Genomic DNA, 14,368 nt, shown 5'->3' on the forward strand with positions numbered 1-14,368 from the left:
ATCACGTGGCGAAGCTGATGAACGGCCGTCCGCGCAAGACGCTCGGATGGGCCACGCCTGCCGAGGCGATGGCGCAGGAAATCCTCGCATTCAAATCACGTGTTGCACTTGATTCTTGAGACCGCCGGTCATCGTCAGAAAAGCAAACGCCCAGACCAAATGGTCTGGGCGTTTGTCTTTGGGGCTGCGATGTCATGCGCTATATCAGCCGCCGACCTTCAACGCTGCGAGCACCATCAGGCTGATGATGCAGATCAGACCGCCCAGCCAGGCAAGGCTGCGAACAAGCTGCATCGAGGTGATGTAGAACACGCCATGCAGGATGCGGCAGGCGATGAAGGCCATCGACAGCCAAGCGATGTATTGCGTATTGACCAATGCGAACTGCGCCATCAGCACGCCCGCGGCGAACGGAGCGAATGCCTCGAAGGCGTTGAGATGGGCGCTGTAGGCGTTGCGGACGCGGTAGCTGTCTTGCTTTGCGACCCAGCCGCGCGGGTCCTTGTTGTTGTAGCCGGGTGCGCCGGTCTTGGCGATCACGACCCATGCATAGGGCAGGGCGGCGGCGATCAGGATGCACCAGTAGGCGATGGACATGGCAGGCTGCTCCAGATAAAGAGTCGCCAGCCTAACGGATTGCCCCCTGCCGGTGACGCCGGCAGGGGATTCGCGTCATGGGATTATTTCGCCGCCGATGCCGCAGGGCGCATGGCGTCGCGTGCAGCCTTGAAGGGATTGCCCTTGTACCAGTTGGGCCATTGCCCGCCGTTTGCCAACACGTCGCCAACGGAATACGCGGCTTGCAGATCCTGCACGATGCCATCCAGCTTCCATGTTGCGGCATCAAACTGATCGCCGGGCTTGTGGTAACGGTTGTCGTTGAAATCCTTGCTGGCGGCATCGCCCGCGGCCTGTCCGCCTTCCAGCAGGTCGCTGCCGGTGTCGATGTACAGCGCCGGCACGCCGGCCTTGGCGAAGTTGAAGTGGTCGGAACGGAAGTAGTAGCCGGCGGCCGTGTTGGTTTCGCCGACGATCTTGCGCTTCTGCTGCGCAAGCACCGGCTTGAGCAGGTCTTCCAGTTCCGAGCTGCCGCTGCCGACAACCGTGATGTCATGCGCCTTGCCGATGGGCGCGAGTGCGTCGAGGTTGAGCACGCCGACGGTCTTGTCGAGCGGGATGACCGGATGCGCGACGTAATACTTGGAGCCGAGCAGGCCGGATTCCTCCAATGTCACGGCGAGGAACAGGATAGAACGCTTCGGCGGTGTTTTGGCCTTGCGGAAGGCTTCGGCGATTTCGATGATGCCGGCCACGCCGGTGGCGTTGTCCACCGCGCCGTTGTAGATGTTGTCGCCGCTCTCGCCTTCATGCGTGCCGAGGTGATCCCAGTGCGCCATGTAGGCGATGGCTTCGTCTGGCTTTTCACTGCCGGGCAGCAGGCCGATCACGTTGCGCGAGGACTTTTCGATGGTGCTGCTCTTGAGTTCTAGCGAGGCCGTCGCGCCCAGCGGCACCGGCTTGAAGCCGCGCTTGCTGGCGGCGGCACGCAGCTTGGCAAGGTCCTGCCCTGCAGCCTTGAACAGTGCGCTTGCAGCATCGCCGGTGATCCAGCCCTGCACCGGCACGCGCGGTTCCGGGTCGTCCTTGGCGGGAAGGTCGTACTGCGGGCCGGACCAGGAGTTCTTCACCACCTCCCAGCCGTAGGACGCGCCTTCGGTGTCGTGGATGATGAGCGCGGCAGCGGCGCCCTTGCGCGCGGCTTCCTCGAACTTGTACGTCCAGCGCCCGTAGTAGGTCATGCGCTTGCCGTCGAACAGCCTGGCATCGCCCGCGTGGAAGCCGGGATCGTTGACCAGCATGACGACCGTCTTGCCCTTGACGTCGATGCCGGCGTAGTCGTTCCACTGCTGTTCCGGCGCATCCACGCCATAGCCCACGAACACCAGATCGCTGTCCTTGATGCTGACAAGTGGCTGGCCGGTGCGGGTGCCGACCACCATGTCGCTGCCGAACTTGAGCGACTGCGTGGCATCGCCGACTTTCAGTTCAAGCGTGGTGGATTCGTCGGCGGTGGTTTCCACCATCGGCACGGTCTGGAACCAATCGCCGCCGTTGCCCGGTTGCAGGCCGATGCGCGCGAACTGCGCCTTGATGTATTCGATGGTCTTTTCCTCGCCAGCCGTGCCCGGGCCGCGCCCGGCAAACTCATCGTAGGCCAGCATGCGCACATGTTCGGCGAAGTCGGCTTCGACGATGGCGTCGTCGAACGCATGCGTGGCGGTTGCTTCGGCGGCGGCATCCGGCGTATCGGCGACGGCATCGGCACTCGGTGCATCGCCACCACGCGGCGTGCAGGCGCACAGTGCAAGCAGGGCGATGGAAAGGGCGGTTTTGCGCATGGCATGGCTCCGTTTGGGCATGTCGTGATTCTAGCCCCGATGGTGATTCACGCCGCGTGACAGCATGGCAGGCCGCTACAATCCGGGCTTGCGTCCCGCAATGCCAACTTACGTCAGGAAACGTCCGTGTCTGCATCCGCCACTCACCGTCCCAAGCCCGTCGTGCTGCTGATCCTGGATGGCTGGGGCCATCGCGAAGAACCCGAAGACAACGCGCTTGCGCTGGCCGAACTGCCGAACTGGCGCGGTTTGCTGGCGGCTTGTCCGCACACCTTGATCCATACCGAGGGTCGCCACGTTGGCCTGCCGGATGGGCAGATGGGCAATTCCGAAGTGGGCCACATGAACCTGGGCGCGGGCCGCATCGTCTATCAGGATCTGACCCGCATGGATGCCGCGATCGAGGATGGCAGTTTCTTCGCCAATGCCGAATTGAATGCCGCCTGCGCTGCGGCGAAGGCCAGCGGTGGCACCCTGCACGTCATGGGCCTGCTCTCGCCCGGTGGCGTACACAGCCATGAGTCGCACATCTTCGCGATGCTGGAAATGGCGCATCGTGCCGGCGTGCCGCGTGTGGCCGTGCATGCCTTTCTTGATGGCCGCGATACCCCGCCGCAGTCCGCCGAACCCAGCCTGCGTGCATTGCAGGTACTGTGCGAGAAACTTGGCAATGCACACATCGCCAGCGTCGGCGGGCGCTATTACGCGATGGATCGCGACAAGCGCTGGGACCGCCTGCAGCGTGCGTGGGACAGCATCGTCGAAGCAAACAGCGAGCAGCGCGCCGCCGATGCCGTCTCGGCATTGCAGGCTGCGTATGCGCGTGGCGAGAACGACGAATTCGTTGCGCCCACGGTCATCGAAGGCGCGCAGCCGATGCGCGATGGCGATGCGGTGGTGTTCATGAACTTCCGTGCCGACCGTGCGCGGCAGCTCACCGCTGCCTTCGTCGATCCCGGTTTCGATGGGTTTGCCGCGCGTCGCCCACAACTTGCGCGCTTCGTCTGTCTCACCGAATACGACGCGAAGCTGCCTGCGCCGCTGGCATTCGCGCCGGACGACCTGCGCGAAACCTTCGGCGAAATCATCGCGGATGCCGGCCTGAGCCAGCTGCGCATCGCCGAAACCGAAAAATACGCGCACGTCACCTTCTTCTTCAGTGGCGGGCGCGAGGACGTGTTCGAAGGCGAGCAGCGCATCCTGATCCCCAGCCCCAAGGTTGCCACCTATGACCTGCAGCCGGAGATGAGCTGCCCGGAACTGACCGGCAAGCTGGTCGAAGCCATCGCGCAGCAGCGCTTCGACGTGGTCGTCTGCAACATCGCCAATCCCGACATGGTTGGCCACAGCGGTATTCTGGATGCCGCGATTGCGGCCGCGCAGGCGGTGGATATTGCCATCGGAAAAGTCGCTGACGCAGTGCGCAGTGTGGGCGGCGCACTCATCATCACCGCTGACCACGGCAACCTGGAAATGATGCGTGACCCGGAAACCGGGCAGCCGCATACCGCGCATACCGTTGGCCCGGTGCCGCTGGTGTTCGTGGGTGAACGTGAGGCCACGCTGCGAAGCGGCGGTGCCCTGCGCGATGTTGCGCCGACCTTGCTTGACCTGCTGGGCCTGCCCAAGCCTGCCGCGATGAGCGGCCAGAGTCTGCTGCTGCCTGGCTGATGCGTCGTGGCCTGCTCACGCTGACGTGCCTGCTGGCGATGCTGCCGGCAGGCATGGGCGTGCATGCGCAGGACAGCAGCGAGGCCGAGCGCCGCCTGCAGAACGTGCGCAAGGAGCTGAAACAGGTGGCATCCGAACGCCGCAAGCTGGAAGACCAGCGCGGCGATGTCAGCCGCAAGCTGCGCGAGGCCGACCAGCAGGTGGGTGGCGCGCAGCGTTCGCTGCGGCAGACGCAGGCCATCATCCAGCGCGATGATGAAACCCTGAAGCAGTTGCAGGCCGAGCGCGCGCGCAATGCGGGTGAACTCGATGCCAAGCGCGCGGAACTTGCGCGCTTGTTGCGGGCGGCGCAGCAGGCCGGCAATCAGGCGCCGCTGAGGGCCTTGCTGGCGCAGGATCGCATCGCCGAGGCCGAGCGCGCACTCACCTATCAGGGTTATCTGCAGCGCGGGCAGGTGGCGCGCATCCGCGAACTGTCGGCGGAGTTGCAACGGATCGAGGTGTTGGAACGCGAGATCGGCGAGCGCCGCGCCGCGCTGGATGCGCAGCGTCGCAAACAGGACGAGCAACTTGTGCAGTTGCAGAAGGCGCGCACGCAGCGCGCCGGCCTGCTGGCCGACATCGACAGGCAGTATCAGGACCGTGCCGGTCGCGAGCAGGCGCTGGGTCGCGATGCCAAGGCGCTGCAGGATCTGTTGAGCAAATTGCGCGCGGCAGCGGCGCGGGCCGCGCGTGATGCGGCGCGGGCCAGGGCGGAGGCCGACCGCCGTGCGAAAGTATCCGGCAAGCCGGCACCGAAGGTGGCCAGCGTGGCAAGCGCACCGGCATTGAAAGTGGGCGGATTGAGCTGGCCGGTATCGGGTGGCCTGCTGGCGTCGTTCGGTGGTCGCTTGCCGGACGGGCGGCGCAGCGATGGCGTGCTGATCGGCGCGCCAACCGGAACGCAGGTGAAGGCGGTGGCCGATGGCACCGTGGTCTTCGCCGACTGGATGAACGGCTACGGCATGATCCTCATCATCGACCACGGCAACGGCTACATGAGCCTGTACGCGCACAACGACGCCCTGTTGCGCGATGCTGGCGACAAGGTGAAGCATGGCGATGCGGTGGCGACGGTCGGCAGCTCGGGCGGGCAGCAATCCCCGGCGCTGTATTTCGAGCTGCGCCGCAATGGCTCGCCGGTGAACCCGTCCGGCTGGCTGACGCGGCAGTAGCGCCGTCGCGGGAACTCGGGCCGCACCCCGTTGTCCATCGATGCAACTCGCGCATAATCGGACGCATGGACATCGACAGCATCGGTATCACCACCAGCCGCATGGCGCGCGCCTTGCTGCTTGCTTCCACGTTTGCCTGTGCGCCGGTCTTTGCACAGGCGCAGGACACACCAGAAGCGGAATCGGCCGAACAGGCCGGGCCGCAGATTGCCAGTGACGATCCGGATGCCGCCAGCGTCGATGCCGCGAAGGTGCCGCTGGATGAAATCCGTCGCTACGTGATGGTGTTCAACGCGATCCGGCAGGGCTATGTCGATCCGGTCGATGACCACGCGCTGATGCAGTCTGCCGTGCGCGGCCTGCTGCTGGATCTGGATCCGCACAGCAGTTACATGAAGAAGGCCGATGCCGAGGATTTCGCCGAGCAGACGCGCGGTGCCTACGATGGCGTGGGCGTGGAATTGCAACAGTTGCCGGAGGGTGCGCTGCGGGTGGTGGCACCGCTGGACGACAGTCCTGCTGAGCGCGCCGGCCTGCGCAGTGGAGACCAGATCATCGCCATCGATGGCAAGCCGCTGACCGCAGGCGAGGGCGATGTGTCATCGCCATTGCGTGGCAAGGCCGGCACCAAGGTGGTGGTGAAGGTGCTGCGCAAGGGCAGGCCGGAACCGTTCGAGCTGACCCTGGTGCGCGACACCATCCGCACTGCCAGCGTGCGTTCGCGGATGCTGGAGCCGGGGTTTGGCTATGTGCGCATCGCCAGTTTCCAGGCATCCACCGCATCCGATTTCGCCAAGCAACTGGATGCCTTGCAGAAGGATGCGCCGCTGCGTGGCCTGCTGCTTGATCTGCGCAGCAACCCCGGTGGCCTGCTGGTCGGCGCGGTGCAGATCGCCGATGAATTGCTGGACAAGGGCGGCATCGTCAGCACCAAGGGCCGCGAGATGATCGGCAACAGCCGCTTCGACGCCACCCCGGGCGACCGCATGAAGGGCGCGCCGGTGGTGGTGCTGGTGGATGCCGGTTCGGCCAGTGCGGCGGAGGTGCTGGCCGGCGCACTGCGCGACAACAAGCGCGCGAAGGTGGTCGGCAGCCGCACCTTCGGCAAGGGCTCGGTGCAATCGATGTTGCCGCTGGACAATGGCGATTCGGTCAAGCTCACCACCGCGCGCTACTACACGCCCAGCGGACAGTCGATCCAGGCGCTCGGCATCGTGCCCGATGTGGTGCTGCATCCGGAGGCTGGCCAGCGCGGCCCGGCACCCGTCAGCGAGGCGGCGTTGCCCGGTCACCTCAAGGCCGAGGCCGAAGCCGATGCGATGGAAGGCGACAACGCAGGTGAAGTGCTGCCCGGTGCCAAGCCGATAGACGCGGCCTTGCAGGAACTGAAGCGGATGGCGGGTGCTGCGGCATCTGCGCCTGCAACTGCGGCGGCGAAGCCTCAGTAACCACGATTGCGGCGCAGGCGGCGGGCAATCGCCGCGCGCGCCAGCCATGCGAACACCACGCCAAACAGGAAGCCGGCGATATGCGCCGGCCATGCCACCGAGCCGAACGCCGGGCCGCTGTAGGCAAACACCACCTGCAGCAGCGCCCACAGGCCGATCAGCAGCGACGCGGGCACGCGCACGAACTCCAGGAACAGGCCCAGCGGCAGCACCACGCCCAGCCGTGCGCCGGGGAACAGCGCCAGGTACGCGCCGATCAGCGCCGACACCGCGCCGCTGGCACCAATCACCACCCGATCCGGCGCGGCGATTGCCAGCATCGCCGCCAGATTGGCCGCAGCACCGCCCAGCAGGAACAGCAGCAACAGGTTCCTGCCGCCCATGCTGCGCTCCGCCGGCAGGCCGAAGATCAGCAGGAACACCAGGTTGCCCAGCAGGTGGATCCAGTCCGCGTGCAGGAACAGGCCGGAAAACAGGCGCAGCAAGGTGCCGTCGGTCAGCGCATCGCGCCAGGCCTGCACACTGTCCAGCCCACCGGTCAGCACGCCCCATTCCAGCGCGGCGGCGATGCGGCTGGCCGGCGGCAGCATCGCCGCGATCACGTAGGCCAGCCACAGCAGGGTGAACAGCAGCGGCGTGGCCCACAGGAAGTGGCGCTGCTTGCGGGGCGGGATGCCAACGAACATGACGGGATTCTGAGCGGCTGGCGCGGGGAATGTTAGGGGAGGGTTAAAAAATCGGGTATATTCAATACGCTGTCGTATGTCGGGGGAGGGAAAACTCCGGCAGTTACAGACGCGGGTTCACAAGGCCGCTGCCCTGGCATCGGCAAACGAACACATTGCGCACGGCGCAATCCCCTGCACTGAGTAAACCGGAGAACCAAACCCATGAGCAACACCCGCAGTTTCCGCGCTTCCGCACTTGCACTGGCCGTGCTCGGCACGCTGTTCGCCGGCCAGGCCGCGGCGTCCGGCTTCCAGCTTCGCGAGCAGAGCGTGAAGAACCTCGGCAAGTCCAACGCCGGCAGCACCGTCGGCAAGGATACGTCCGTGGTCTCGCTGAATCCCGCCGCGATGACCAACTTCGACAAGACCACGTTCAAGAGCGACCTGACCGTGATCGACGTCAATGCCGATTTCACCGGCAGCGGCAATGTGCTCGGCTCCGCCTACCTGCCGCTGTCGGGCGGCAACGGCGGCGATCCGGGTGAGCCGACCCTGGTGCCGAACGCTTCCATCGTGGTGCCGCTGAACGGCGCGCTGGAAGGCCTGACCGTGGGCGCCAGCATCGGCGCACCGTTCGGCCTGAAGACCGAATACGAGCCGGGCTGGGTGGGCCGCTACCGCGCCCTGACCTCCGACCTCAAGACCGTGGATCTGACCCTGTCCGCCGCGCTGAGCTTTGATGATGTGGTTTCGGTGGGCGTGGGCCTGATCTACGAACGCGCCGAGGCGACCCTGAGCAAGGCGATCGATTTCGGTACCGCGATCTGCGCGGCCAGCAACCCGCTCAACTGCTTCAACACGGCCTATCCGTTCCAGCCGCAGGGTAGCGATGGCACCTTCGAGGTGAAGGGCAGCACCACCGGCATCGGTTATGTCGTGGGCACCCAGATCGCCCCGAACGACAAGCTGGCGATTGGTTTGAGCTACCGCTCCGAGATCAAGCATGACCTTGAAGGCGACCTGTATTTCAGCAATGTCCCGGCTGTGCTGAAGGCAGACCCGCGCTTCGTGGACGGCCCCGGTGGCGCGCGTCTGGTCACCCCGTCGGTTGCCACCGTCAGCCTGAGCTACGGCTTCACCGACGACTTCCGCGTGCTGGCCGATTACCAGCGCACCGGCTGGTCGTCGCTGCACGACGTGACGATCAAGCGTGACACCGGCACCGTGGTCGGCAGCGAGCCGTTCGAGTGGGAAGACACCAGCTTCTATTCGATCGGTGCCGAATACGACATCAGTGACGCACTGACCCTGCGTGGCGGTGTTGGTTTCGACGAGTCGCCGACCAATGACACCCACCGCACCCCGCGCCTGCCCGACAACGATCGCAAGCTGTATTCGATCGGCATGAGCTGGGCGGTGAGCGACAAGGTGACGGTGGATGCCGCCTACCAGCGCATCCAGATCGAAGCCCCGACGGTCAACCTGTCGGTGAACGCCGCTGCCGGCAACACCTCGACGCTGACGGGCAGCTTCGACGGCCATGCCAACCTGTTTGGCGTGGCGCTGCAGTACAGCTTCTGATCCTTCGAGGATCACGCGACACCAAAAAGCCCCGCTTCGGCGGGGCTTTTTGTATCCGGGATTTTGTAGGGGCAACCCCCTGTGGCTGCCCCGCGCATCGGGCCCCACGAAAAATCGGGCCGGTACAGGGGCCGGGCAGGCACGGGGGCCTGCCCCTACGGGGAATCAATCACCCAGCGTCAGCAGGCTGGCATTGCCACCCGCTGCGGTGGTGTTGATCGTCACGGTCTTTTCGGTGGCGAAACGCGGCAGGTAGTGCGGGCCACCGGCCTTGGGGCCGGTGCCGGACAGGCCCTGTCCGCCGAACGGCTGCACCCCGACCACCGCGCCGATCTGGTTGCGGTTGACGTAGATGTTGCCGACCTTGGCGCGCGCCACGATGCGGTCGATGGTGGCGTCGATGCGCGAATGGATGCCCAGGGTCAGGCCGTAGCCGGTGGCGTTGATCGCATCGATCACGGCATCCAGTGCATCGGCTTTCCAGCGCACCACGTGCAGGGCCGGGCCGAACTTCTCGCTGTCCAGCGCGGCGATCGAGGGCAGTTCCCACGCGGCGGGTGCGAAGAAGGTGCCGTGTTCGCAGCCTGCGCCCAGTGCAGCGCGGGCGATGGGTTTGGCCTCGGCATTCATGCGTGCGGCGTGCGCATCAAGAATCGCCTTGGCGTCCTCGTCGATCACCGGGCCGACATCGGTCGAAGGCAGGCCGGGATCGCCGATCTTCAGTTCCGCCATCGCACCGGCCAGCATGCCGATCACCTTGTCTGCGATGTCGTCCTGCACCAGCAGCACGCGCGCAGCGGAGCAGCGCTGGCCGGCGGAAGTGAAGGCCGAGCCGAGTGCATCCTTCACCACCTGCTCCGGCAGCGAGGAACTGTCGGCGATCATCGCGTTCTGGCCACCGGTTTCGGCGATCAGGGTGGCGATGGGGCCGGCCTCGCGCCCGGCCAGCGCGCGGTTGATCGCGCGTGCGGTGTCGGTGGAGCCGGTGAAGCAGACGCCGGCCACGCGCGCATCGCGGGTCAGCGCCGCGCCAACGGTGGCACCGTCGCCCGGCAGGTACTGCAGCACGTCCTGCGGGATGCCCGCCTCGTGCAGCAGCTTCACTGCGGCATAGCCAATCAGGTTGGTCTGCTCCGCCGGTTTTGCGATCACGCTGTTGCCGGCGGCCAGTGCCGCCGCGATCTGGCCGAGGAAGATCGCCAGCGGGAAGTTCCACGGGCTGATGCAGACGAACACGCCGCGCCCGGCGAGCTGCAACTGGTTCGATTCGCCGGTCGGGCCGGGCAGGGCCATCGGCGCGAAATGCTCGCGCGCCTGCAAGGCGTAATAGCGCAGGAAATCCACCGCTTCGCGCACTTCGGCGATGCCATCGACCAGCGTCTTGCCGGCTTCCTTGGTACACATCGCCATGTAGGCGGGCATGCGTGCTTCCAGCAGGTCGGCGGCGTGTTCCAGGATTGCAGCGCGCGAGCCGGCGGGCGTGGCGTCCCATATCGGTTGCGCAGCAACGGCATTCGCCAGCGCCTTCTCGACGGTGGCGGCATCGGCAGGCAGCCAGTGGCCGACCACTTCGCGGCGATCCGCCGGGTTGGTGACGGCGATCTTCTCGCCGGCAGGCTGCGCGCCCGGCACCAGCGGTGCGGCGTTCCAGCTGCCCGCGCCCGCGTTGTTCAGCGCGTCGGCCAGTGCGCGCAGGTCGTTGTCGTTGGCAAGGTTGATGCCCATGGAATTGCCTCGGTCTTGGCCCTGGCTGCGGTACAGGTCAACCGGCAGCGGGATGCGGGGATGTGGGATGTGTTCCAGCGATGACACGAACTCCACCGGGTCGCGAACCAGTTCCTCGACCGGGATGGATTCGTCGGTGATGCGGTTGACGAAGCTGGAGTTCGCGCCGTTTTCCAGCAGGCGGCGCACGAGGTACGGCAGCAGGTCTTCGTGGCTGCCAACCGGCGCATACACGCGGCAGGGCACATCCAGCCGATCCACCGGGATCACTTCGGCATACAGGTCATCGCCCATGCCGTGCAGCTTCTGGAACTCGAAGTCGCGGCGGCTGCGCATCGCCCGCGCCATCCGGTGGACGGTGGCGATGGTCTGCGCGTTGTGGGTGGCAAACATCGGATAGATCGCATCGCCCGCATCCAGCAGGCGGCGTGCATTGGCAAGATAGGAAACGTCGGTGTTCTGCTTGCGGGTGAACAGCGGATAGCCGGCCTGGCCGTCCATCTGCGCGCGCTTGATTTCGGCATCCCAGTACGCGCCTTTCACCAGCCGCACCGGAATGCGCCGGCGCAGTTGCCGCGCCATGTGCGCGATGTGGTCGATCACCAGAGGCGCGCGCTTCTGGTAGGCCTGCACGACGATGCCGAAGCCGTTCCAGCCGCGCAGCGCGTCATCCGCCAGCACCTGGAAGATCAGGTCGAGCGAGAGTTCAAGGCGGTCGGTTTCTTCGGCGTCGATGGTCAGGCCGATGCCGTAGCCCTTGGCCAACCGCGCCAGCTCCAGCAGGCCGGCACCGAGTTCGGCCAGCACGCGGGCGCGCTTGGCGTGCTCGTAGCGCGGGTGCAACGCCGACAGCTTGACCGAGATGCTGGGCGCGGCGAAGACATCGTTGAACGGGCCGGTGCCGCCGATGGCGTGGATCGCCTTGCGATAGGCCTCCAGATAGCGCTGCGCGTCCTTGGTGGTCAGCGCGCCTTCGCCCAGCATGTCGAAGGAATAGCGATAGTGCGCGCCTTCGCCCTTGCGGCTGCGCGCCAGCGCTTCGTCGATGGTGCGGCCCAGCACGAACTGGTGGCCCATGATCTTCATCGCCTGGCGCACGGCAAGGCGGATGACAGGCTCGCCGGCGCGGCCGATCAGGCGCTGGAACGCGCCATGCGCGTCGCGCTTGGTGTCGTCGGCCAGATCGACCAGCTTGCCGGTCAGCATCAGGCCCCAGGTGGAGGCGTTGACCAGTACCGAATCGGACTGGCCGAGGTGCTTTTTCCAGTTGGCTTCGCCCAGCTTGTCGCGGATCAGCGCGTCGGCGGTGTCCTGGTCGGGGATGCGCAGCAACGCTTCGGCCACGCACATCAGCAGCACGCCTTCCTCGCTGCCGAGGTCGTACTGGCGCATGAAGGCTTCCACCGCGCCCTGCTGGCGGGCGCGGGCGCGCACCCGGCGCACCAGATCGGCGGCGGTGGCTTGCGCGGCGTCGCGGTCCGCGGCGGGCAGGCGGGCCTGCTCCAGCAATTCGCGGACGTGGGTTGCTTCGTCGCGGATCCAGCCTGCGGTGATCGCCGCGCGGGTGGCAGGCGGGGGCGGGTCAAGTTCCGGGGAAAGGATCGGCCTGATGCCGGAAACGGCTGTGGAATGGGTGCTCATCGCGCCTGCTGGCGGTGGATGGAAGCCCGTTAGTGTAGTCGCCGGGGCAGCCGCAGGCATCATTCGGGGAGCGGTGGCGAGTGACCCAAGGTTGCCGCGATCCGGGGTCGCCAGTACCATTCATCGGTTGTTCCGCGCCCGATCGGGCGCGCGATTCACCAAATCCAAGACCATGGCGCGGCGCACGGCACGTTCCGGCGTGGTCGCCAATCCAGGCAGAACAAGGCAGTGGGGCTCGATGTGATGACACCCGGTCGATTCAACACAGGCATGCTCAAGCAATGGGCAGTGGCCGCAGCAGCGCCGGCATTGCCGCTGGTGGCGCAGGCGCAGGAAGCCGTTGCCGGCCCCGCCGATCCGCACCGCTGGCAGCTGAACATGGGCCGGGGCGTGACCCCGACCGCGCATGCGGCCTACGACGCGCACATGATCGCGCTGGTGATCTGCGTGATTATCGGCGTGGTGGTGTTCGGCGCGATGGCCATCGCCATGTTCAAGTTCCGCAAGTCCAGGGGCGCGGTGCCGGATACCGGGTTCACCCACAGCACCAGGCTGGAGATCGTCTGGACGGCACTGCCGATCCTGATCCTGATCGGCCTGGCCTTCCCGGCCACCAGCGGCCTGATGCGCATGTACGACATCCGTGATGCCGCCATGACCGTCAAGGTCACCGGCTACCAGTGGATGTGGAAGTACGACTACCTCGGCGAGGACGTGGCCTTCACCAGCCGCCTTGACCGCAGGAGCGATGAAATCCGCCAGAGTGGTGTTGATGCGCGCGATGCCAACCACCCGCACTACCTGCTGGATGTGGACAACGTGCTGGTGCTGCCGGTGGATACCAAGATCCGCTTCGTGCTGACCTCCGACGACGTGATCCACGCATGGTGGGTGCCGGCGCTGGGCTGGAAGCAGGACGCCATCCCCGGCATCGTCAACGAGGCCTGGGCGCAGATCGACACCCCCGGCATCTATCGCGGGCAGTGCGCCGAACTGTGCGGCAAGGACCACGGCTTCATGCCGATCGTGGTCAAGGCCGTGAGCAAGCAGGAATACGCCGCCTGGTTGACTGCCGAAAAGGCGAAGCACGCACCGGCCACCCCGCCGGCACCTGCTGCCGCGCCGGAAGCCGCCACGCCCGCGCAGGAAGGAGCCGCGCCTGCCGATGCGGCGACCGCCGACGCTTCCAACGCGAGCGCCGGCTGACCGCCGCCGCGTCCCCCACCGAATTCGCATCACCGAGGTAGGCCATGTCCGCCACGCATTCCAACGCCGCCGACCATCATCACGATCACGGCCACCACAAGCAGGGCTTCATCGACCGCTGGTTCTTCTCCACGAACCACAAGGACATCGGCACCCTGTACCTGGTCTTCAGCTTCATCATGTTCATCATCGGCGCGGCGATGTCGGTGTACATCCGCTACGAGTTGATGACGCCGGGCATGCAGGGCGTCAGCCCCGAGTTCTTCAACCAGATGACCACCATGCACGCGCTGGTGATGATCTTCGGTGGAGTGATGCCGGCCTTCGTGGGCCTTGCCAACTGGATGATCCCGTTGCAGATCGGCGCGCCGGACATGGCGCTGCCGCGCATGAACAACTGGTCGTTCTGGATCATGCCGTTCGCCTTCACCCTGCTGCTGATGACGCTGTTCCTGCCGGGCGGTTCGCCGGCCGGTGGCTGGACGCTGTATCCGCCGCTGTCGCTGCAGGGCGGCAACAGCGTGGCCTTCGCCATCTTCGCCATCCACATGATGGGCATCAGCTCGATCATGGGCGCGATCAACATCATCGCCACCGTGCTCAACATGCGCGCGCCGGGCGTTGACCTGCTGAAGATGCCGATCTTCTGCTGGACCTGGCTGATTACGGCGTTCCTGCTGATCGCGGTGATGCCGGTGCTGGCCGGCGCGGTCACCATGCTGCTGACCGACAAGTTCTTCGCCACCAGCTTCTTCAACGCGGCCGGCGGCGGCGACCCGGTGATGTACCAGCACATCTTCTGGTTCTTCGGGCAC

Annotated in this window: 10 protein-coding genes; 6 read left to right on the plus strand and 4 right to left on the minus strand. The window is 66.0% G+C overall.

The annotated features are described in order from the left end of the window. Window positions 1-204: 204 nt before the first annotated feature. On the minus strand, window positions 205-597 hold the full coding sequence (locus tag QM612_RS07860) for an MAPEG family protein (RefSeq protein WP_415253343.1): 393 nt from the start codon (window positions 595-597) through the stop codon (window positions 205-207). Between the two features lie 83 nt (window positions 598-680). Beyond that, window positions 681-2,399 (minus strand): M28 family metallopeptidase, encoded by a 1,719-nt coding sequence (locus QM612_RS07865; protein WP_415253344.1) that lies wholly within the window; start codon window positions 2,397-2,399, stop codon window positions 681-683. Between the two features lie 126 nt (window positions 2,400-2,525). On the opposite strand from QM612_RS07865, the gene gpmI reads away from it, so the two are divergent. The 3 genes from gpmI (at window position 2,526) to QM612_RS07880 (ending at window position 6,732) form a co-directional block, all read left to right on the plus strand. Continuing rightward, window positions 2,526-4,070 carry a 2,3-bisphosphoglycerate-independent phosphoglycerate mutase gene (gpmI, locus tag QM612_RS07870; protein WP_415253345.1) on the plus strand — a complete coding sequence of 515 codons (1,545 nt, stop codon included), beginning with the start codon at window positions 2,526-2,528 and terminating at the stop codon, window positions 4,068-4,070. Next, a complete protein-coding gene (locus QM612_RS07875) occupies window positions 4,070-5,284 on the plus strand; it encodes a murein hydrolase activator EnvC family protein (protein ID WP_415253346.1) in 1,215 nt (404 codons plus the stop codon). The genes gpmI and QM612_RS07875 overlap by 1 nt, the downstream gene beginning before the upstream one ends. Window positions 5,285-5,385: 101 nt before the next feature. Next, complete coding sequence (locus QM612_RS07880; protein WP_415253352.1) at window positions 5,386-6,732, plus strand: S41 family peptidase; 1,347 nt, start codon at window positions 5,386-5,388, stop codon at window positions 6,730-6,732. On the opposite strand, the gene QM612_RS07885 is transcribed toward QM612_RS07880, so the two are convergent. After that, on the minus strand, window positions 6,726-7,418 hold the full coding sequence (locus QM612_RS07885; protein ID WP_415253347.1) for a rhomboid family intramembrane serine protease: 693 nt from the start codon (window positions 7,416-7,418) through the stop codon (window positions 6,726-6,728). The two genes, QM612_RS07880 and QM612_RS07885, sit on opposite strands and share 7 nt — an antisense overlap. A 204-nt stretch (window positions 7,419-7,622) precedes the next feature. Between QM612_RS07885 and QM612_RS07890 the strand changes: the two genes are divergently transcribed. Continuing rightward, window positions 7,623-8,981, plus strand: coding sequence for an OmpP1/FadL family transporter (locus QM612_RS07890; RefSeq protein ID WP_415253348.1), 1,359 nt, complete (start codon window positions 7,623-7,625; stop codon window positions 8,979-8,981). 165 nt (window positions 8,982-9,146) lie between these two features. Here QM612_RS07890 and putA read toward each other — a convergent pair whose 3' ends face one another. Continuing rightward, window positions 9,147-12,347 carry a bifunctional proline dehydrogenase/L-glutamate gamma-semialdehyde dehydrogenase PutA gene (putA, locus tag QM612_RS07895; RefSeq protein WP_415253349.1) on the minus strand — a complete coding sequence of 1,067 codons (3,201 nt, stop codon included), beginning with the start codon at window positions 12,345-12,347 and terminating at the stop codon, window positions 9,147-9,149. A 270-nt stretch (window positions 12,348-12,617) separates the two neighbouring features. Here putA and coxB point away from each other — a divergent pair, with 270 nt between their 5' ends. Next, window positions 12,618-13,553 (plus strand): cytochrome c oxidase subunit II, encoded by a 936-nt coding sequence (gene coxB / locus QM612_RS07900; protein WP_415253350.1) that lies wholly within the window; start codon window positions 12,618-12,620, stop codon window positions 13,551-13,553. A 44-nt stretch (window positions 13,554-13,597) separates the two neighbouring features. After that, window positions 13,598-14,368: cbb3-type cytochrome c oxidase subunit I (locus QM612_RS07905; RefSeq protein WP_415253351.1), on the plus strand; the 771-nt coding region annotated here is incomplete at its 3' end.

Source organism: Thermomonas sp. (assembly GCF_047606765.1).
Classification (GTDB): Bacteria; Pseudomonadota; Gammaproteobacteria; order Xanthomonadales; family Xanthomonadaceae; genus Thermomonas.

Coding starts and splice junctions, on each gene's coding strand:
- QM612_RS07860 (WP_415253343.1), bottom strand. CDS start 597: ATGTCCATCGCCTACTGGTGCATCCTGATCGCCGCCGCCCTGCCCTAT.
- QM612_RS07865 (WP_415253344.1), bottom strand. CDS start 2,399: ATGCGCAAAACCGCCCTTTCCATCGCCCTGCTTGCACTGTGCGCCTGC.
- QM612_RS07875 (WP_415253346.1), top strand. CDS start 4,070: ATGCGTCGTGGCCTGCTCACGCTGACGTGCCTGCTGGCGATGCTGCCG.
- QM612_RS07880 (WP_415253352.1), top strand. CDS start 5,386: ATGGCGCGCGCCTTGCTGCTTGCTTCCACGTTTGCCTGTGCGCCGGTC.
- QM612_RS07885 (WP_415253347.1), bottom strand. CDS start 7,418: ATGTTCGTTGGCATCCCGCCCCGCAAGCAGCGCCACTTCCTGTGGGCC.
- QM612_RS07890 (WP_415253348.1), top strand. CDS start 7,623: ATGAGCAACACCCGCAGTTTCCGCGCTTCCGCACTTGCACTGGCCGTG.
- putA (WP_415253349.1), bottom strand. CDS start 12,347: ATGAGCACCCATTCCACAGCCGTTTCCGGCATCAGGCCGATCCTTTCC.
- coxB (WP_415253350.1), top strand. CDS start 12,618: ATGCTCAAGCAATGGGCAGTGGCCGCAGCAGCGCCGGCATTGCCGCTG.